Here is a 20,396-nt window from a genome sequence, read left to right as displayed (position 1 = left end):
TATCCGTTTATAGTTACGTGGCCCTGGGGCGTTCAGCGTTCGGCTTGTCCGGTCGGTTTACAAGCTGGCAGGTGACAATGGCTTCACACGCGAGTTTGCCGTCAACGTAGGCTTTGCCCTGCATCTTTACGGCGGTGCTTCGCCACACGATGACGTCAACCTCAATGCGTAGCTGGTCGCCAGGCACGACGGGCTTGCGAAACTTGGCGCGCTCGATGCCCGCGAAGAACATCAGTTTGCTTTTGCGATCCGGAATCTCGGTGAGCAATAGCGCTGCACCGGCTTGCGCAATGGCTTCCACAATGAGCACGCCGGGCATAATGGGATAACCGGGAAAGTGTCCGGTAAAGAACGGTTCATTGACGGTGACGTTCTTGATGGCAACAATACGCTTGCATCGCGTCATGTCGATGACGCGATCGATGAGCAGCAGCGGATAGCGGTGCGGAAGGATTTGCTGGATATCGTTGATGTCCAGCGTCGTCGGTGTCGCGGTGGCCGCGTTTTCCGTGGGGAGGTTCGTGGTGTCAGTCATGAGAAATCCAGTCGGAATCGAAAATTATACACGCGTAACGGCGAACGACCGCGAAGGACGGGTTATCAAATGACGAAGGCGAAGAGCGTGACTGCCGATGCGGCGCATGAGCAAGCGCTGTTGAAGTGGCTGGTGCAGCGGCGCAGCGAGATGGTTGCGCTAACGCGCGAGCTGGTCGTGCGCGAATCGCCGAGCAGTAGTAAGCACGCAGTCGATGCGCTAGGCGAGTTCGTCGCGGCGGAACTGGATAGCGCAGGAGGACGAGTGCGCCTGCACAGGCAACGGGAATTCGGCAACCTTCTGCAAGCGGACTTCGTCACGAAAGCGAAACGCGGCCGGGTGCTGCTGCTGGGGCACATCGATACCGTGTATGAACTGGGAACCCTTTCGGTCATGCCGTGGCGTGAGCGCGGCGGGCGTATCTACGGGCCCGGAGTCTTCGACATGAAAGCCGGCATCGCACAGATGCTGTACGCACTTCGCGCGCTGAAGGAAGTTAGTGGTCGGCTGCCATGTCCTGTGACGGTGCTGCTGAACACTGACGAAGAGGTGGGGAGCGTGGCATCGCGAGCGGTCACGGAAAAGCTGGCGACGGGTTGCGATGCCGTGCTCGTGCTGGAGCCGGCGGCGGGAGCGAGAGGCGCGTGCAAGACGGCGCGCAAAGGCGTCGGCAATTACACGATCAAGGTGACAGGGCGCGCAGCCCACGCTGGACTGGACTTCGAGAAGGGTGCCAGCGCAATCACGGAACTGGCGCGGCAGTTAGTCGAGGTGGTGCAGTTCACGGATCTGAAGTGCGGAACCACTGTGAATCCGGGGCTTGTGCGCGGAGGCACGCGCACGAACGTCGTGGCGGCTTCGGCTGAAGCCGAGATCGATGTGCGCGTTGCAACCATGCGCGATGGTCGAGCTCTGGATCGTAAGTTGCGCCACCTGCGGCCGTTCGATAAGCGTTGCACGATCGAGGTTGCAGGCGGGCTGAACCGAGCACCTTTCGAGCGGACCAACGGGGTGGCTGCGCTCTACGGCAAAGCGCGGGGATTGGCAGCCGAGCTTGGCTTTGAATTGGCCGAAACCTCGGTAGGCGGCGGTTCCGACGGAAACTTCACCGCCGGTATCGGTATTCCTACTCTCGATGGCCTTGGAGCGGTCGGCGACGGTGCGCACGCCAAGCACGAACACGTGATAGTAGCGGATATTCCACGCAGGGCAGCGCTGTTGGCCCGGCTCCTGGAAAGCATGTAAGCGAGTCTTTACACAGGCATGAAGCTTGCCTGAGTTTACGCTGCGGTTGTTCTTGATCAGAGATAAGATTCCGAATCAGGGTCTTCGTAGTCTGCTTGCGAGCCGTCGACGTTTAATGTCTGATGTCTCGCGTTTGACGTCCAAGGTCCGGCGTCTGATGCCTGGCCTCGTGAGTAGCAGTTCCTTTGACTCGCGCCGCAAGCTGACCTAGACTATGTATTAAGCCTAGGGAGCGCGCCGTTGCTGAAACACTCCATGTGAGTTTGGAGGAGCGGCGTATATATTTGTTGTGCGGCACAACCCCGGCAGCGACTTGATGGGCCTGCACTAAATTGGAGGTCGTATGTTTGGCAAAATCGGACTGCCCGAAATCCTTATCATCCTCGCGATCGCGCTCCTGATCTTCGGGCCGGGTCGGCTCTCGGAATTGGGAAAAGGTCTTGGCGATGGAATCCGCAACTTCAAGAGCGCTGTGAAAGACGGCGACGGCGAGACCGACAAGAAGGCCTAAACGTCGATTGGCACGAGCTTTGATCTGTAACGCCCCTACTGTGGGGCGTTCGCTTTTGCACAACGCTCAGATGGCCAGGCGCTCTCGCAGCATGGCGAAGACGAGCGGCACCGGCAGTCCGACAACGTTGAAGTAGCAGCCGTCTATGCGCGGAATCCAACGAGAGGCTATGCCCTGAATGGCATAAGCGCCAGCTTTGTCCATGGGTTCGCCGCTCGAGATGTAGGCGCGAATGTCGTCGTCGCTAAGGTGGTTAAACGTCACCTCTGTTGTTGCGGAGCGGACGTCCTCGAACGAATTCCCATCCTCCGCCGGGCCAATGAGGCAGACGCCGGTTGTGACCTGGTGAACGCGTCCCGAGAGCAAGCGCAACATGCGCGCTGCGTCGTCGGCGTGGCGCGGCTTCTCGAGCAGGTGTTCGTCCACGATGACGACGGTATCTGCGCCGAGGACGAAGTCTGAGCGGTGCGCGGCGGAGATGGCCCGTGCCTTATCGCGCGCGAGTCGCTTTGCATACGCCAACGGCGCTTCGCCGGAATCGGCGACTTCAGGCACGTGCGCTGGTTTGACCTGGAAAGCGATGTCGGCATTGCGCAGCAGTTCGGAGCGGCGTGGTGAGGCGGAGGCCAGGATGAGCATACGGCAGCGATTGTACCGCCCTCGTTTACATCCATACATCCTTGCCGGTGCGGGTCTCGTCTCACGAGCGTGAGCACCGAAGTGCAAAGCACGATGAACGGCGCGATTGTGCGCGGCCGCGAGGTGGAGTTCCGCGTGTGGGTGCCTGCGGCACAGAAGGTCGTTTTGCGACTGATGCGGGCAGGGCGCTGTGACGCCGAGGACATTTCTATGCGGCGGCTGGGCTCAGCGGATTTCGGCCTGCCGGACCTCTCCGAACTGGTGGACATGGATACGTGGGCGCTGACGGGAATCGACGCGCGCCCGGGCGACCGCTACTTCTACATGGTGAACGATCAGAAACCGGTGCCCGATCCGGTGTCGCGGCTGCTTCCGGAGGGAGTGCACGGGCCGACGGAAATAGTGGAGCCGGGCACGTTCCGCTGGACAGATCACGACTGGCGCGGTCGCGAACTGCGGGACTACGTCATCTACGAACTGCATATCGGCACGTTCACGTCCGAGGGCACGTTCGACACAGCAATCGAAAAGCTGAGTTATCTCAAGCAACTCGGCGTTTCGATCATCGAAGTTATGCCGGTGAATGCGTTTCCTGGAAAGCGCAACTGGGGATACGACGGGGTGGGGCTGTACGCAGTGCAGGCGAGCTACGGAGGGCCGGATGCGTTCAAACGCTTTGTGGACGCAGCACACCGTGAAGGCCTTGGCGTCATGCTCGACGTTGTCTACAACCACCTGGGTAATGAGGGCAATTATTTGCGGATGTTCGGCCCGTACTTCACGGCGAAGCACCAGACGCCCTGGGGCGAAGCCGTGAATTACGACGACGATGGCTGTGAAGGCGTGCGCCGCTTCATCGTGGATAACGCGCTGTACTGGATTCGCGAATACCATCTCGACGGACTACGGCTGGATGCGGTGCAGACAATCAAGGATGATTCGCCGCTGCACATCACAGCCGAAATTCAGCAAAATGTGCAGGCGCTGGCTCGCGAACTAGGGCGGATTGTTTGTGTGACGGTTGAAACCGACGAGAACGATTCGCGCTACGTACTGCCCGCCGAGAAAGGCGGCTATGGGCTGGACGCCGTCTGGAGCGACGATTTCCATCACGCACTGCACGCGTACCTGACGGGCGAACGCGAAGGCTATTACCAGGATTTCGGAAACAAAAAACAGATTGCGCGCGCGCTGAACGAAGGCTTCGTCTTCCAGGGAGAGTTCTTCCACTACTGGAGCGACGTTCGCGGCACTTCGGCTGTGGGGATTCCGCTGCCGAAGCACATCATCTCCATTCAAAATCACGATCAAGTCGGGAATCGCGCCAGGGGCGAGCGCCTGAATCATCTGGTGCCGCGGGGGGCGCGCAAGCTTGCCGCCGCGCTACTGCTGCTCGCGCCGCAAACCCCTCTGCTGTTTATGGGGCAGGAATACGATGAACCCTCGCCGTTTCAATTCTTCACCGACTTCGGCGATCCGAATCTCCAGCAGGCTGTGAGCGAAGGGCGTCGAAAGGAATTCAAGGCCTTCAAGTGGGACGATGTTCCTGATCCGCAGGATGCTTCGACCTTCGAGCGCTCGCGCCTGCACTGGGATTTGGCAACGGATGAGAACGACATGTTGCGCTGGTATCGGCAGTTGCTTGCATTGCGCCGGCGTCATATTGCTCACGGCGAACGTACGTGCGCTGCCGAGTTTCGCGAAGACGAGTTGGTGATGCAGGTGCCCAGGGACGAGCCTAAAATCCTGGTCGTGGCGAGATTCCGAGGTGAGGCGAATTATGATCCCGGAAAATGCTGGCGACAGGCCTTTGCGAGCGACGAAGACGGTTATGCCGTGCGAGTGTTCCAGCGGCTACGAAGCTGCTGAGCTCCTAAGCTACTGAACTGCCAAAGCGTCAAGCTGAGTTGTCTTCCTTCTCTGAGCGGAGCGCCGCGGAGTCGAAGGACCCTACGATCAGCACAAAGCCAAAAAGTATCCTTCGACTCGGGCTTACGCTCTCAGGAGAACGCGATTTTGCGGTAGCCAAGCGACTCAGCGATTCAGCAGCTAAGCGACTTAGTAAAAAGGTTGCCGCCTTCCGGCGCAAAGTGATAACGCGCGCTGGATGCTACAATCAAGCCAGTCCCATTCCAGCCCAGTACCGCAGTTCGACGTGTGCTGGGGCATGATCGGCGTTTGCGACTACCCGATCGTGGGCAGCGCCTTTTCGGCGCGCCGCCATTCGAAACCGAACAGAATACGTAGGACATGGATCGCGCATACATCCGGAATTTCGCCGTCATTGCCCATATCGACCATGGGAAGAGCACGCTTGCCGACCGCATGCTTGAGCTGACGGGTGCGTTGACCGCCCGCGAGATGCAGGAACAGGTGCTGGATGACATGGACCTGGAGCGCGAGCGCGGAATCACCATCAAGGCCCATGCCGTCCGCATGAACTACAAGGCGCGGGACGGCCAGATGTATCAACTGAACCTGATCGATACGCCTGGACACGTGGACTTCTCCTATGAAGTGTCTCGTGCGCTGGCATCTTGCGAAGGCGCTCTGCTGGTCGTTGATGCGACGCAGGGCGTGGAAGCGCAGACGCTGGCGAACTCTTACCTGGCTATCAATCACGGGCTTGAGATCGTTCCGGTCATCAACAAGATCGACTTGCCGAGCGCGGACATCGAGCGCACGAAGGAAATGATTGAAAGCGCTGTCGGGCTGGATGCGACGGATGCATTGCCGATCAGCGCGAAGACCGGTCTGGGCGTAGAAGATGTTCTAGAGGCCATCGTGCAGCGCATCCCACCCCCCAAGGGCAAGCCGGACCTGCCGCTACAGGCCCTCATCTTCGACTCTTGGTTCGATCCGTATCGAGGCGTTGGCGTGCTGGCGCGCGTCTTCCAGGGCACGCTGTACAAGGGGCAGAAGATCCGGCTCTGGTCGAACGGCAAATCCTTCGACGTGGAAACCGTGGGCGTGCAATCGCCTAAACCTGTCGAGATCGACAAGCTCGAAGCCGGAGAAGTCGGGTTCCTGTTTGCCAACCTGAAGAATGTTGCCGACACGAAGATTGGCGACACGATCACGGACGATGCGCGTCCGGCAATCGAACCGCTTCCGGGCTTCGAAGAGCTGAAGCCGATGGTCTTCGCGGGCCTCTACACGGTGGATGCACACGAGCACACGCTGCTACGTGAGGCGCTCGAAAAACTTCGGCTGAACGATGCCTCATTCTTCTTCGAACCGGAAAGCTCTGTGGCGCTGGGGTTTGGCTTCCGCTGCGGCTTCCTTGGCCTGTTGCACATGGAGATCATCCAGGAGCGCCTGGAGCGCGAGTACAACCTGGACCTCATCGTAACCGCCCCCGGCGTTCGCTTTCGCGTAACGCTGACGGATGGCTCGGTCGTCGAGGTGGATAATCCATCCAAGTGGCCAGAGCAGAGCTACATCGCCAAAATCGAAGAGCCGATCATTATGGCGACGATCCTCACAAACGAGGAATACGTTGGCGGCATTCTGAAGCTTGTGGAAGAGAAGCGCGGCAAGCAGAAGAACTTCGAATATGTGAGCGCAACGCGCGTGATGCTGACCTACGAACTGCCGTTGAATGAAATCGTGCTCGATTTCTACGACAAGCTGAAGACGGTTTCTCGCGGATACGCTTCGCTCGATTACCACCTCTCAGGCATGTGGGAATCGGCGATGACGAAGCTGGACATACTGGTCGCGGGCGAAGCCGTGGATGCCCTGTCGATCATCGTGCACAAGGATTTCGCTTATGAGCGTGGCCGGTCGCTCGTCTCCAAGATGCGGGAGTTGATCCCGCGACAGATGTTCGAGGTCGCCATACAAGCCGCGATCGGCGCCAAGGTCATCGCGCGCGAAACTGTCGGCGCTATTCGCAAAAATGTAATTGCGAAGTGTTACGGCGGCGACATCTCGCGCAAGCGCAAGCTGCTGGAGAAACAGAAGGAAGGCAAGAAGCGGATGAAGCGTATCGGCAAAGTGGACATTCCGCAGGAAGCGTTCCTGGCGGTGCTTCGCGTTGGGGAAGATTAGTTAACTTCAATTAGTTAACTTCGGCGTAAATACTGTCGTCTTTCCAACCGGCATCGACCTTCAGATTTCTGCAATTTCTACATCCTAAGCTGCTGAAAACTCGGCATCTACGGTCCGAGGCACAGGAGAGTTCAAGTCGCTGTCTAAGGTGATAGGTGTGCAAAACTCTCTTTAGAACGTTTCTCTCGCAGACAACAATCCTCTCGTCAACAACAAAAACCGTAATATCGCAAATCGCTGAAAACGCAGTGGCTTCATGGCTTTCCCTAGCCTGCCAAAGGACATCTCAGGGCTCCGTGGCGAGCTGTCTGGCGGAGCACCTCTGCGTATTCCACAAAATTTTCCACAGGCGTGCCAGATCGGAACAGGGGAATTTCTGGCGGCGCAGTTTGCAGGGCGCGTAAAAACTGCGTCTCCGCATTGCGTAATTTCTTCCCCACCGAAGCTGCCACATATTTGAAGCAACTCAAGTTCGTTGGGAACAGATTCAAGTACTGATTTGGAACCAAAAAAAGGCGCCTGCGATGAGGCGCCTCCTGAATCCGGAAGAACGCTGAGGAAGAGCACGGCGGGAGCTTGCTCAGCGCAGGGTGAACACAACAGTGATCTGCGTTTCGACTTCGATGGGCACGCCATTGAGAACGTACGGGCGGTAGCGCCACTGGCGGACGGCGTCGAGCGCGGCCTCAGCCAGGAACGGGTGTCCGCTGATTACTTTCAAGTTCGCAATGTTACCGTCGGCATCGATGACGGCGGCAAGCAGCACCGGACCCTGCACGCGTGCGAGGCGAGCCTTCGCCGGATATGCAGGTTCGATGCGACGGACGAGGTTGCCCTGCAACAGTACGGATGGCCGCGGACGCACCACCGTCGGGGCAACGGCCGGTGCAACGTTAAGGGCAAGGATGTTGCGCAAAGCTGCGCTCTGCCTGGCGTCTGGCGTCCCCAGGCCATACGGAACGCCGATGCCATCGCCACCCGGTGCTGGCGGCGGCGGATCGTTGAAGTATTGGGCGTGTTTCGGGATCCAGCGCGGTTCGACGAGCGCGCCTTCCACAAACTGGCTGGCATGGCGCAACGTTGCCGGGACAGGGACAACTTCGGCTGCCTGCGGCCGGCGAGGCGCAGGCGGTGCGGACGGCGCTTCGGCGATCCGCAATTTTGGCAGGGCTTCCGTGTAGATGAGTGGCATGAGCACGAGCACTCCGATGCCAATCCCTTGCAGCGCGAATGACGCCATCGTCGTCCACGTCCGATTGTGGGGAGTGGTTTCGAGCGTATCGAAAACAGCGTTGTCGAACATCGTCCACCTCCGTACGTCGCTTGTACTGAGAATGGACACCGGCAACGGTCGGATTTCAGGAGGGTGGCGAAAAATATAAAGACCGCGCACAGGGAACAAATCACAGGTATGCGGCGTCAGGAGTCAAACAAGATCAAGAACGAAAGGCCGCCCGGTCGGGGCGGCCTAGTCAATAGAACAGAATGTGCGAATTTACTTCGGCGTAGGCTTGGTCGCAGCACCAGCCGGACGCGCCGGAGGAGTCGCGGTCTTCGGAGCCGCCGTGCCTGCCGCAGGAGCGCCAGCGGGGCGAGGCTGAGCAGGAACGCCGGACTCAACGTTGTACGAATCGACGATGGCCTGTGTAATGTCCGCGGCTTGGGTGGCCCACAGGACCGAGCTCTGCTGCGAGCCTGCATCGAGTACAACTGTGTAGCCGTTTTCACGAGCATACTTCTCAAGCATCTGCATCATCTTCTGGCCGATGCGACTGGCGATCTCGTTCTGCTGCGCCTGCAGTTCGTTGTTGGCGTCTTCGTATTCGCGCTGAAGTACTTTCTGCTTCTGCTCGATCTGCTTGACGAGTTGAGCACGGGCGTCGTCGTTTAGCTTGTCGCCTTGTGCGCTGAGCTGTTTCTTCAGATCGTCAACCTGCTTGCCGAGGCCCTCGATTTCCGTGCGCTTGGGATCAAATTTCTTCTGCAAACCCTGGAAATCGCGCTGGCCTTCGTTGGTGCTGACGATGGCGGCCTGCACGTTGATGATACCGACTTTGGCCGGCCCAGCAACGGGTGCGGCGGCGGGTGCTGCGGTGCCCGTCTGCGCGACCGCTGAGATAGAAAGAACGAGCGCAAGAACCGGGATGAAACGAGCGAGCTTGTGTGTCATTGAGTTGCTTTCACTCCTTGGGAGCTTCCGTGTGAATCCTCAGAAACCTTTCAGGAATGGGGCGCTCGGCAGAGAATCAGCCGTTCATGCCCAACCAAAAAATTTCATTGGCTTCGGAGTACGAATTATAGAATTAGGGCCTGCAAGCGTCAAACCAAACAATCTAAAGCTATGTTGATGACGTCTTCCAAGGCCCGATCAGAATAACTTAGAACGTGGTGCTGACCGTGAAGCGCACCGTCTTTCTTGGTTCTCTCAGCATGAAGGCCGAGCCGTAGAGTGCCTGCGCCTGCTGGAACGTGAAATCGCCTGCTGCGCCTACAGGGAACATTGACCGATTGAACTGAGACGGAGGTGTCGCAAACGTGTCGAGCCGCAAGGGATTGTACGCATAGTAGATGCGGAACGGCGCGTTGACGACAGGCATGATGACCTGAAGTTCTAATCCGGTCGACATGCGGGGAATGTAATTCGTCTTGCTCAGCGGCGTTAGTTCGCGCTGGAACGTCAAGTTCTGAGTGCCGCCACAAGTGAAACTGCCGGGTGCGATCACAGGGCAGCCGAACGGAGTGTTGTTCAGGTTATTGACCTGAACGTCGCTCAACCGGAGTTGCGAGTTGCGCAACACGAAATTCATACCGCTATCGACGAAGGCGGCCAGCGTGACCGGACCTGCGATGGGAACTCGGTACTCGACGTTGCCCACGATGCTGGTGTCGCCGCCGGGGAATACGAGGCGATGAACCGGGATAGGAACGGTGACGCTGCCACGACGCGGGTTACTCGGATCGATCGGCACCACAGAACCGTCAGGGTTGGTCAACGGCATGCTAACGCTATCCACCAGGAACGCGACTGGCGAGATGGAGCGGATATCGAAACCGCGAATATCGTTGTCGCCGCCGGTGTACATCCGCTCGAACGGAGGCGCCACTCTGCCCGCATAGCCTGTCACAAACGTGCTCTGGAGGCGGATGCCGAGCGTCTGCTGACCTGTCTGAGCGTCGGCAAAGTGGATCCCCTTCATCGGCATGAAGCGCTTGTACTCCATGACGGGACGCAGCATCTGTACGTTGCCGCCGAGTCCGGAAATGTCCGTGCCGAGGAACAGGCTGTGGCCGCTGTGCGGACGCATCGGGTTATCGATTGTGCTGAAGCTGAACGTCGGAACGAACTTGCTGGTGATTACGCCCTTCAAGGAGTCTGGGCCGGAAATGCCGCGGAACGCGAGGGCCTCGAAATATCCGCGTGATGCGTCCGTGAAGACTTCGACCGATGAGGTGTCCAGCGAATACGTTAAGCCGACACGCTTGAACGAACGATGCAGCGGATAACTGGCGGATACGGTGAAGCCGGTCGATGACTGCGTGAAATTCTGCAAGGACTCCAGGAATGATTGCGGAAGATTGAGCTGTTGGTTGCTGGAAATCTCCGCTTCCTTTGCCTGGTCGTAGTTGTACTTGCGGGTGAAGACCGTGAATCCGAACTGGAGCGGACGATCGAACATGTACGGTTCGGTGAATCCGAACACAAGGTTGCGCTCGCGGCTGCCAACGTTCGCTTCCACGTGTAAGGTTTCTCCCATGCCGAGGAAGTTATTGGTTTCGTAATTCAAGCCGATGAACGAACCGGCAAGACCGCTGACACCGCCAGTCAGGCCGATGGAGTTCTTGCCCTTCTCCTTGACCTTGAGCGTGATATCGACCGTGCTTTCCTGATTGTTCTGGTGAACTTCGGAATCCTCTTCAGGCTTGAGCGGCTCGAAATAATTCAACTGATTGAGGCGCAGCAGGCTCAGTTCCCACAGTTGCGAGTTGTAAACCTGGCCTTCTTCCAACGCCAACTCGCGGCGGATGACCTTGTCGCGCGTGGTACTGTTCCCCGCAAACTCTATACGGCGAACATAGAACGGCTTTCCCTCGTCGACGTCGACGTTGATGGTAATCTGCTTTTTCTCGTCATCGATTACGGTGTTCGGAACCGAAGTGAAGTTGATGTAGCCGAGCGAACCGTATGCCTTGCGAAGTTCGTCGAGGCCCTTGCGAACTAAGGAAGTGTTGAAAAGGTCGCCTTCCTTCATCTTGAACAACCTGCGCAACAAGGCAGTGTTGGTGATGGCCTTGTTACCGCTGAAGTTGATCTCTTTCAGGTGGAAGCGCTCGCCTTCCTCGACAGGAACCGTAATATCTACGACTTTCCCATTGTTTGCCTTGAAGGGGAAATACCATCTCACGCCGCCAGCGTCGCGGATCTTCGTTTTGGGATCCTGCACGAGCGCCTTGAAGTAGCCCTTCTCCTGATAGGCAACGCGCACGCGTTCGGCATCTTCGCTCAGCTTGGTGGCGTCGAAGGTCTTGGCGAACAGGCTCTCGAGGATGATGCTGTGCGGAATGCCGATGGGTCGCGAGTTCCTCATCGCGCTACGGAGGAATCGGCTGCTGACTTTCTTGTTGCCTTCAAAGCGGATGTTGCCGACCTTAACCTTCGTGCCTTCCTTGACGATGAAGCTGACACTGACGGCGGCGGGAGGAATCGGCTTGATTTCCGTGCGAATGGTGGCGAACTGGCGTCCGCGAGCGGCAAGCAGTTCTTTCAGGACGACTTCGGCCTTCTTGACGCGGGTCGGGTCATACTGACTTTCCTGTGTCAGTCCAACCTTGCGCTCCTTGAACTTCTCAAGCACATCGGACTGAGAAACTGACTTCAGTCCGTCGTACTTGATCTCGCGGATCGTCGGCTTCTCTTTGACGTAAACGTGCAAACGCCAGCCCTTAGGCGTTTCTTCGCGCTCGATGCGCAAATCGTCGAAGTAGCCGGTATTCCATAGCGAGTTGAAGTCACGCTCGATCCCGGGCTGGTCATACACATCACCTGGACGAGTGAACAGTCGTGCACGGATGGTGTCGGCCGGGATGCGCCGGTTGCCGTGGATGATGACTTCCTCGACCACACCCTGCTGCGCAAATGCCAAACCGCAGCAGAGCAGCACGAAGAGGCAGAGTAGGAATGCAATCTTGCGATTTCGGCGCGGATTGCAACCGACGGCAGGCACAGCATTGACGTGATGAATGCCGGTAATGGGAACACCCTCAGACACTTGGAGTGCGGAAACGTTGATTATACGGAACTAGCGTCCGGAATACCACAAGCGGCACCCGCCTGGAAGTCCCATAACAAATCGAACCCGCAAAAGTTGACCAAGTTTCGGCTATGCGCGCCGACCAGAGCAGAGTCACTCGGCTACGCTTTTGAAAGTCCCGAAGCTCGGTCCGAAGTTGAAGCTACCGTTCTTTCAATCGAAAACCGATCCGGACTTTGATCGGAGCAGGCCTTCAGTCCCTGCACTCGACAAGCAGGAAGCAGCGGCTCAGGTACCCACCTGTAGATTCAGGTCTCGTGACGGCTGATGCCTGACCTGACGTCTGACGAGATTAGTCAAGCCGCAGCCTGATCCAGTCCTTTGGATCAGTGTTGTTAGCGCCCGCAGGAAAAGCCGTTGTCTGCCACGAGGGTTTAGCCGGCGTCATGATTTCCAACATGACTCGCCATTCGCTGCCGGGGAATCGCGCTCGCGATATCTGATACTCGCGAACCTTCTCCGGCATGAAGGTGCGCTTGTCCCAGGCATCAACGCGCGAGACGTTCGCAACCCAGCCAGTGTTGTTCCACCAGTGCCACTCTTCAGGCCAGACACCAGTCGTCAGGAAGCGCTCTCCCAGTTTGGCCGAAGCGTGCAGGTTATACACCTTGTTTTCGCCTGGCGAGAGATAGAGATCAAGCGTGCCCGTGTCGCTCTTCAATAATTCCACTGCAAGCCACACGTATCCGTCCGTTTGCTTGACGTATAGTCGCGCGAAATCTCCAAGCGGCATGCGCGCCGCATCTTTCCACTCCGTGGCATCGAGATTCCCATCCATCATGATGAACTCACCCGCAGGCACACGCAGTGGTTGCTGCGCAGCGGCGGCCAGGGCCAACAGCAAACAGAAGAAACAACGGAACACCACTTTCCAAGGCTCACGATTTTTCCTCCGGGAAACTCAGACGCAGACGGCCACTTTTCGTAAGCAGAAGCAAAGGCGCGCCGCAGCGCGCCTTCCTTTAAGAACTCAAGCAACTCAAGAAGCGATCAGACCTGCATCACTTCCTTTTCCTTCACCTTGCTCATTTCTTCCATGCGCTTGATTTCGTCGTCCGTGAGCTTCTGGATTTGTTCCATCGCACCGCGCTCTTCGTCCTCGGAGATCTTCTTGTCCTTCATGATCTTCTTGATTGCGTCGTTGCCGTCGCGACGTATATTACGGACCGCCGTGCGATGCTCCTCAAGAAGCTTATGGAGCTGTTTAACCATATCCTTGCGGCGTTCTTCGGTAAGTGCCGGAACGGGAACGCGGATGATCTTGCCGTCATTCATTGGGTTCAGGCCCAGGTCCCCGCTGCGAATCGCTTTTTCGATGCCAGCCAGTGCGCCGGGATCGAACGGTTGCACGGTGATGAGTTGTGGTTCGGGAGCGTGTACCTGCGCAATCTGGTTAAGCGGCATCATGGAACCGTAGTAGTCCACCTGCACGTTGTCGAGCATATGTACGGAGGCGCGTCCGGTACGGGTTGCGGCCATTTCCTTACGGAAATCCTCGACAGCCTTTTCCATACGTGTTTTTAGCTGCACGTACAGTTCTTTCAATGCGGGCACAGCCGCCATGCTGATCTGAGCCATTGTTGTCCGCCTATTTCAAGTGTACTGAACGAGCGATTATAAACCCTGAAACAACGATCCCGAAGACACGCTCACGCGCCCGTTTGCAAGTCCCGATACCGGGTGCGAAAGCTTCGACCGTTCAGCCAGCGCAAATCAGGCGGTGACGAGAGATCCGACCTTTTCGCCCAGCACCACGCGACGGATGTTTCCGTAGGTGTTGAGGTTGAAGATGACGATAGGCAGATTGTTTTCGCGGCAGAGGCTGATCGCCGTGGCGTCCATCACGCGAAGGCCCTTCTTGAGCACCTCGTAGTAGCTGATCTCCGGGAACATGGTGGCGTCTTTTACGAGCACCGGATCGGCGTCGTAGATGCCATCGACCTTCGTGGCTTTCATGATGACATCAGCCTTGATCTCCATGGCGCGCAGCGAAGCGGCGGTGTCGGTGGAGAAGTATGGATTGCCGGTTCCGGCGGCGAAGACGACGACGCGGCCCTTCTCCAGGTGGCGCATGGCGCGGCGCCGGATGAACGGTTCGGCAACCTGGTTCATCTCGATGGCCGACATCACGCGCGTGTGTACACCCTGTTTTTCGATGGCATCTTGCAAGGCGAGCGCATTGATGACCGTAGCAAGCATTCCCATGTGATCTGCGGAAACGCGATCCATCTCCTTGGCCTGCTCGGCGACTCCGCGGAAAAAGTTGCCGCCGCCAACGACGATGGCCATCTCGATGCCGAGCGAATGAACGTCTTTGATCTCCGCCGCGATCTCGTGAACGCGCGTGTTATCGACACCGAACCCCTGGCCGGCAGCCAGGGCTTCACCGGAAAGCTTGAGCAGAATGCGCTTGTAAACGGGCGTCGGCATAATGACGATTTCTGTCCTTCAATTCAGTAATCCCAGTCTAAACGATTTTGTGACGCAGGAGAGCGCCGAGTAAGTCAACGCCCGTTACTCGCAAGAACCACGGTTTCTTTGACGAATCTAAACGTTGAATAAGTCGTCGCCATGAAGTTCGTGCAGGTTCCTGGGCGCGGTAGCGGGCGTGTCCTGCGGAGCGCCGATGTCGATGCCGGGAAGCAGGTCGTTGAGCGACTCGACCCAGAGCACCTGTTGCTGAAATACCTGACCGAAGTGTCGAGTTACGACGGGCATCACTTCTTCAAGCGATGGATTCTGGCCGGTTTCAAACTCAATGGATGTGACAGGTTTGGTCAGTCCGCAGGGCACGATGAGGTTGAAGTAGTCGAGGTCAGTGCTGACGTTGAGCGCGAACCCGTGCGAGGTGACGGCGCGCGAGATGTGTACGCCGATGGCGGCAATCTTGCGCTCGGGCCAAGGGGCGTTGCTAGTGCGCGGCTCCACCCGCGCGCGTGCTGGCGGTTCGGCGTTGGTCCACACTCCGGTCATGCCCTTGATGCGCTGGGTGGCGATGCCGTAGAAGGCGCAAGTGAGCATGAGGACTTCTTCAAGTCGGCGAACGAACTCGACCGCGCCGATCTTTTCCCGGAAGGCTCGCAGGTCGAAGATGGGATATGCGACAAGCTGTCCGGGGCCGTGGAAGGTCACGTCTCCGCCGCGGTCGCAATCGACGACCTCAACTTCTCGGCTTGCCAGAAGCTCCCGGGAAGCAACGATGTTGTTTTCTTTGGCGTTGCGTCCCAGCGTGATTACAGGCGTGTGTTCCAGCAGCAGCAGCACGTCGGAGATGCGATTCTGCTTGCGAAGATCGACGAGAGTTTTCTGTAGCTCCTGCGCTGAGGAGTAGTCAACACGTCCGAGATTTACGACGGAGATCAAAGGCGGTTCACCACGAAAGCGTGAAAGGAATTCTAAATCATCTTCCGCGTGCTCTCACCCAGTGCTAAAGCAGCGAAGTAGAGGCGCGTCGCGAAACGCGTCACGCCAAAAAACAGAGGGTCATCCTAAGCGAAAGCGAAGGATCTGCTTTCTGTGCCGCTACCCTGAACAAAGCAGATCCTTCGGCCGCACTAGAAGCCTCGACCTCAGGATGACGCACAATTCTCTAGCGCATGGCACGGATGTCTCCTGCCATGCGCCTTTACGAGTTTTACGCGTTGATGGACATTCCATAAACGCCCGCGACCGCGTCGCCCATTGCTTCGGCGAGTGTCGGGTGCGCGTGGATCGTCCACATCAAGTCTTCGACGCGCGCTTCGAGTTCGAGTGCGGCGACGGCTTCCATGATCAACTCGGTCGCCTGCGGGCCGATGATGTGTACGCCGAGAACTTCGCCGAACTTCGCCTCGGCGACGACCTTGATGAAGCCTTCGTGCTGGCCGACGATGGATGCGCGCGAGTTGGCGGTGAATGGGAACTTGCCGACCTTCACCTCGTAGCCCAGCTCTCTTGCCTTGGCTTCGGTGAGGCCCACGCTGCCGATTTCAGGATGGCAATACGTGGCGCCGGGAATGCGATTCTTGTTCACGGGCTTGGCGGGCTTTCCAGCGATCTGCGTGACAGCCGTAATGCCTTCCATGCTGCCGGCGTGTGCGAGTTGCGGGTATCCGGCGCAGATGTCGCCGACAGCATAGATGCCGGGGACGCCCGTGCGCATACATTCGTCAACGTGAATGAAGCCGCGCTCGACCTTAATCTGCGGCACCTTGTCGAGTCCGATGCCTTCCGTGCGCGGCGCACGGCCCACGGCGATGAGACACTTTTCGGCTTCGATGGTCTGCGGCTTGCCGTCGACAGCGAACGTAACGGCTACGCCCGTCTTCGTGCGTTCGACTTTCTCCACCTTCGCGCTGGTGTGCGTGTTGATGCCGCGCTTGCGGTAAACGCGCGCAAGTTCCTTGCTGACCTCTTCATCTTCCACGGGAACGATGCGCGGCAGCATTTCAAGAATAGTGACTTCCGCGCCGAAGGATTTGTAAATCGATCCAAACTCGACGCCTACGGCACCGGAGCCGATGATGACCAGCGATTTCGGAATTTGCTTCAGGTTCAGGATTTCGACGTTGGTGAGAATGCGGTCGTCGGCCTGCAACCCGGGCAGCATTCGTGCCGTAGAGCCCGTCGCCAGCAGGATGTTTTTTGCCTGGACGTTCTGGTTTTTGCCGCCGTTCTCGACCGCAACGGTGTGAACACCGTTTTGCGCTGGGCCGGCGAGGCGTCCCCAACCCGGGATGACGGTGACCTTGTTCTTCTTCATGAGGAACTCAAGGCCCTTGGCGTGCTTAGCGACGATCTTGTTCTTGCGATCCTGAATCGTCGTCCAGTTAAGCTTTGCGCCGTCAACACCCTCTATCCCGAATTCCTTTGCATCCTTGATGTGATCGAAGATTTCGGCATTGAAGAGCAGCGCCTTAGTCGGGATGCAGCCGACGTGCAGGCAGGTGCCGCCAAGTTTGGCCTCTCCCTCGATGAGGCAGGTTTTCAATCCGAGCTGACCGGCGCGGATGGCGGCCGTGTAACCCGCAGGACCGCTCCCGATAATAGCGACGTCATAGATCGTCTCAGGCAAAGTCGTACTCCAGTGTTGATTAGGATTCACCAGAACAGGAAGGTCAACCGGGAATTGTAGAACAGGCAAGGCAAGGGAGGGAAACGCTGGGCGGAACGGGGCTTGCTTCATTGCAGGCGCACGCTGCAAAACTAGGCTGCAAGCATAGTTCCGCCCAAGTGTTCTATCTGGGCTGTACTGACTTGGTGAACTCGTCCAGCACGCGATTGAAACGTTCGGCATTATCGACAAAAAGCGCGTGTCCGTCGTCCTCGAAGAGTTCCAGGCGTGTGGACGGAATAAGTGATTTCACAAGATCGGCGCTGGACTTTGTGTCCGGCGTGTAGGTGAACATGACGGGCACCGTGATCTTCCTGATTGCGGGGCTGAAATCGGTCACGGCCGCCATGTTGTAAATAAGTACGGCCGCGGTGTTGGAGGGCGTTTTAAAGGAAGCCTGTTCGACACTCTTGAAGTATTCGGGCGGATGTGGCTTCTTGTACATGTTACGGACGAACTCCGTCGTGCTCTTCACTCGAGCTTTCTGAAACTCTGTCATCCACCCGGCGAACTCGGCGGTCGCTTTGGGATCTGGTTTGTCCCAGAGCATTCCATCAACGAGAACGTACCCGGCGGTGTGCGCGTTATCGAAACTTTTTGCGTAGGTGACCAGTTCCGGTACCGCGAGAGACCATCCGACGAGGACGACGTTTTCAAGTTTGAGGTGGTTGATAAGTTCTTTCACGTCCTGGGCGCGACGCTCGAGGTAGTGCCCGTCTGTTGGCTTGTCACTGTCACCTTGTGAGCGTGGATCGAGGGCGACCACATGATAGTTCCGGGAAAGAGAATCAATTTGTGGCTGCCAAATGGTGGCGGGCATGGTCCAACCGGGTATGAAAACGATGGCGGGGCCCTTGCCACTTTCTATGTAGTGTAGTTTCACGCCGTCGCTTGTAGAGAATGTCGCACTCTTAGGCTGATCGGCTGCTAAGCCAGAAACGGCTAACAGCAACGTTGCGAACAATAGGCCTATGCGGGTCATCGGTCACTCCTGTTGTGGACGGATGGTTACGGCGAAGGGCGAACCGAGACGGTTTGCCCTTCGCCATTGCTGCGCGCTTTACGCGCGTGCCTTAGGGTTGCAGCGTCGTCACGTTGATGCGCGAGGCGGCGTTCGTCGCGTGGTAAACGCGCTGCGTAGCTTTCTGAAAGTCCGCCGGTGCCGCCAGGTAGATGTTCGGTACGAACTTCTGCGGATTGATATCCACGAGCGGGAACCAGGTGCTCTGAATCTGGACCATGATGCGGTGGCCGCGGCGGAAGGTGTGATTCACGTCCGGCATTGCGAATTCGACCTTTGTGGTCTTGCCGGGTTCGAATGGCTCAGGCTTCTCGAAGCTGTTTCGGAAGCGTCCGCGGAACGGCTCTCCACGCACAAGTTGCTGATAGGCCGCGAGGCGGACGTGCGCTGGATTCTTATCGTCCGTATCGGTCGTGTCATCGGGATAAACGTCGATCAGCTTCACGACAAAGTCCGAATCCGTTCCGGTGGTGGAGACGAAAAGGCTCGGCTTGAGCGGCCCAGCGAGAGTAACGTCCCGATCGAGAACGTCGGTTTGATAGACAAGAACATCGGTGCGGCGCCCGGCCCAGCGCTGGTCGTCAACCATATAAGGTTGCGCCATGCCGATCTGCGTCTCCGAGTAAAAGGGGACGGGCTTGGCGGGATCGCTTACGTACTCGTCAAAAGCTTCGTTCGCCGCCGGCGGATCAAAGCTCAGCTTCCCATTAGCGTGCAGGTAGAGAGAAGTTTGCTTCGCTTGCTTTGGAGGCCAGGCGTCGTACTGCTTCCACTCGTTTGAGCCTGTTTCGAAAACGAAGGCTTCCGGCAGCTTGGCATCGCCCCTGTCCTTCAGGTACTGCTCGAAGAATGGAAATTCGATGTTCTCGCGATAGAAGACGCTCGTTTTTGATCCGAACCAAACGTAGCCAAGATGTTCGCCTTCTCCTCGACCCCAGCAGCCGTGGCACCATGGGCCCATCACGAACTTGACGTCGCCTTGCGGGCTTTGGCGATTAGCCGCTTCGTAGGAATGGATTTCGCCCCAGAGGTCTTCGGCGTCATACCATCCGCCTACGATGAGGACGGCAGGCTTGATGTTCTTAAGATGTTGCAGGGTGCTGCGCGACTTCCAGAATTCGTCGTAGTTGGGGTGCTGAATGAACTCGTCCCAGAATTTGACCTGGCGGTGGAAATATTTTTCGTTCACGTTGCTGAGCGGCTCGAGACCAAGAAAGAAGTTGTATCCGTCAGGCGTGCCCGGATCGAGGCGCTCGGGCCACTTCGTCGTTGGCTTCGGGCGCGCCAGTCCGAACGCAGCCTCGAACAGCAACATATGCGGCATAAACAATGCGCCGTTGTGATGGAAGTCGTCACCGATGAACCAATCGGCGATAGGCGCCTGCGGAGAGACGGCTTTCAGTGCGGGGTGCGCGTCGATCATTCCCATGGCCGTGTAGAAGCCCGGATACGAGATGCCCCACATTCCAACCTTGCCGTTGTTCCTGGGCACGTTCTTCACCAGGAAATCGATGGTGTCGTAGGCATCGGAGCTTTCATCGATGTCGGTCCCCTTCTTGTTAGGGTTGAAGGGGCGAACTTCCACGAAGTCGCCTTCCGACATGAAGCGTCCGCGCACATCCTGATAGGCGAAGATGTAGCCGGACCGCATTAACTGTTCAGAAGGTCCAAGGTTCGTGCGGTAGTTGTCCGGTCCATAAGGAGCGACGGCGTAGGGTGTGCGATCGAACAGGATGGGATAGGTTTGCGAGTTGTCCTTGGGCACGTAGACGGAGGTGAATAGCTTTTTTCCGTCGCGCATGGGGACCTGGTACTCGTACTTGGTGTAGTTCGCCTTGATGTAATCGGAGACCTGCGCCTGACGTTCCTTTTCCTTGTCGGCCCTGTCTCTATCAGTCGCTGAGCGAACTTGCGCAAGAGCGGAGCCCTGAAGGGTTCCGAGGATAATGAGCAGCGCCGCCGCATAACTCCGAAGCGCAGACTTTGCAGAT

General features: G+C 57.7%; 16 protein-coding genes. 4 read left to right on the top strand and 12 right to left on the bottom strand.

What is annotated here, in order from left to right:
* Positions 1–13: 13 nt before the first annotated feature.
* Complete coding sequence (fabZ, locus tag VN622_08280; GenBank protein ID HWR35847.1) at positions 14–535, bottom strand: 3-hydroxyacyl-ACP dehydratase FabZ; 522 nt, start codon at positions 533–535, stop codon at positions 14–16.
* 69 nt (positions 536–604) lie between these two features.
* On the opposite strand from fabZ, the gene VN622_08275 reads away from it, so the two are divergent.
* Both VN622_08275 and tatA read left to right on the top strand, forming a co-directional pair.
* Positions 605–1,780: a M20 family metallopeptidase gene (locus VN622_08275; protein HWR35846.1), complete on the top strand. Its 1,176-nt coding sequence runs from the start codon at positions 605–607 to the stop codon at positions 1,778–1,780.
* Between the two features lie 343 nt (positions 1,781–2,123).
* A complete protein-coding gene (gene tatA, locus VN622_08270; GenBank protein ID HWR35845.1) occupies positions 2,124–2,291 on the top strand; it encodes a twin-arginine translocase TatA/TatE family subunit in 168 nt (55 codons plus the stop codon).
* A gap of 66 nt (positions 2,292–2,357) precedes the next feature.
* On the opposite strand, the gene VN622_08265 is transcribed toward tatA, so the two are convergent.
* Positions 2,358–2,930 (bottom strand): Maf family protein, encoded by a 573-nt coding sequence (locus tag VN622_08265; protein ID HWR35844.1) that lies wholly within the window; start codon positions 2,928–2,930, stop codon positions 2,358–2,360.
* Positions 2,931–3,011: 81 nt separating this feature from the next.
* Between VN622_08265 and treZ the strand changes: the two genes are divergently transcribed.
* Positions 3,012–4,799, top strand: coding sequence for a malto-oligosyltrehalose trehalohydrolase (treZ, locus tag VN622_08260; GenBank protein HWR35843.1), 1,788 nt, complete (start codon positions 3,012–3,014; stop codon positions 4,797–4,799).
* A 381-nt stretch (positions 4,800–5,180) separates the two neighbouring features.
* Positions 5,181–6,983: a translation elongation factor 4 gene (lepA, locus tag VN622_08255; protein HWR35842.1), complete on the top strand. Its 1,803-nt coding sequence runs from the start codon at positions 5,181–5,183 to the stop codon at positions 6,981–6,983.
* A 580-nt stretch (positions 6,984–7,563) separates the two neighbouring features.
* On the opposite strand, the gene VN622_08250 is transcribed toward lepA, so the two are convergent.
* The 10 genes from VN622_08250 to VN622_08205 all read right to left on the bottom strand — a co-directional run.
* Positions 7,564–8,286, bottom strand: coding sequence for an energy transducer TonB (locus tag VN622_08250; protein ID HWR35841.1), 723 nt, complete (start codon positions 8,284–8,286; stop codon positions 7,564–7,566).
* A 192-nt stretch (positions 8,287–8,478) separates the two neighbouring features.
* On the bottom strand, positions 8,479–9,153 hold the full coding sequence (locus tag VN622_08245) for an OmpH family outer membrane protein (GenBank protein ID HWR35840.1): 675 nt from the start codon (positions 9,151–9,153) through the stop codon (positions 8,479–8,481).
* A 208-nt stretch (positions 9,154–9,361) separates the two neighbouring features.
* The gene (gene bamA / locus VN622_08240; GenBank protein ID HWR35839.1) at positions 9,362–12,250 is read right to left on the bottom strand and encodes an outer membrane protein assembly factor BamA; all 2,889 of its coding nucleotides are present in this window, start codon (positions 12,248–12,250) and stop codon (positions 9,362–9,364) included.
* A gap of 334 nt (positions 12,251–12,584) precedes the next feature.
* Entirely contained in the window at positions 12,585–13,160 is a 576-nt protein-coding gene (locus VN622_08235; protein ID HWR35838.1) for a hypothetical protein, read from the bottom strand.
* Between the two features lie 122 nt (positions 13,161–13,282).
* Entirely contained in the window at positions 13,283–13,870 is a 588-nt protein-coding gene (frr, locus tag VN622_08230; protein ID HWR35837.1) for a ribosome recycling factor, read from the bottom strand.
* A gap of 135 nt (positions 13,871–14,005) precedes the next feature.
* A complete protein-coding gene (pyrH, locus tag VN622_08225; GenBank protein ID HWR35836.1) occupies positions 14,006–14,722 on the bottom strand; it encodes a UMP kinase in 717 nt (238 codons plus the stop codon).
* A gap of 117 nt (positions 14,723–14,839) precedes the next feature.
* On the bottom strand, positions 14,840–15,655 hold the full coding sequence (gene lipB / locus VN622_08220; protein ID HWR35835.1) for a lipoyl(octanoyl) transferase LipB: 816 nt from the start codon (positions 15,653–15,655) through the stop codon (positions 14,840–14,842).
* A gap of 271 nt (positions 15,656–15,926) precedes the next feature.
* Positions 15,927–17,345: a dihydrolipoyl dehydrogenase gene (lpdA, locus tag VN622_08215; GenBank protein ID HWR35834.1), complete on the bottom strand. Its 1,419-nt coding sequence runs from the start codon at positions 17,343–17,345 to the stop codon at positions 15,927–15,929.
* Positions 17,346–17,508: 163 nt separating this feature from the next.
* The gene (locus VN622_08210; GenBank protein ID HWR35833.1) at positions 17,509–18,366 is read right to left on the bottom strand and encodes an alpha/beta hydrolase; all 858 of its coding nucleotides are present in this window, start codon (positions 18,364–18,366) and stop codon (positions 17,509–17,511) included.
* A 91-nt stretch (positions 18,367–18,457) separates the two neighbouring features.
* On the bottom strand, positions 18,458–20,396 hold a 1,939-nt coding region (locus tag VN622_08205; protein ID HWR35832.1), incomplete at its 5' end, for a CocE/NonD family hydrolase.

The organism is Clostridia bacterium (assembly GCA_035561135.1).
Lineage (GTDB): Bacteria > Acidobacteriota > Terriglobia > Terriglobales > Acidobacteriaceae > DATMYA01.
Note: the sequence above shows the minus strand (reverse complement) of the source record. Positions and strands in the feature narration are given on the sequence as shown.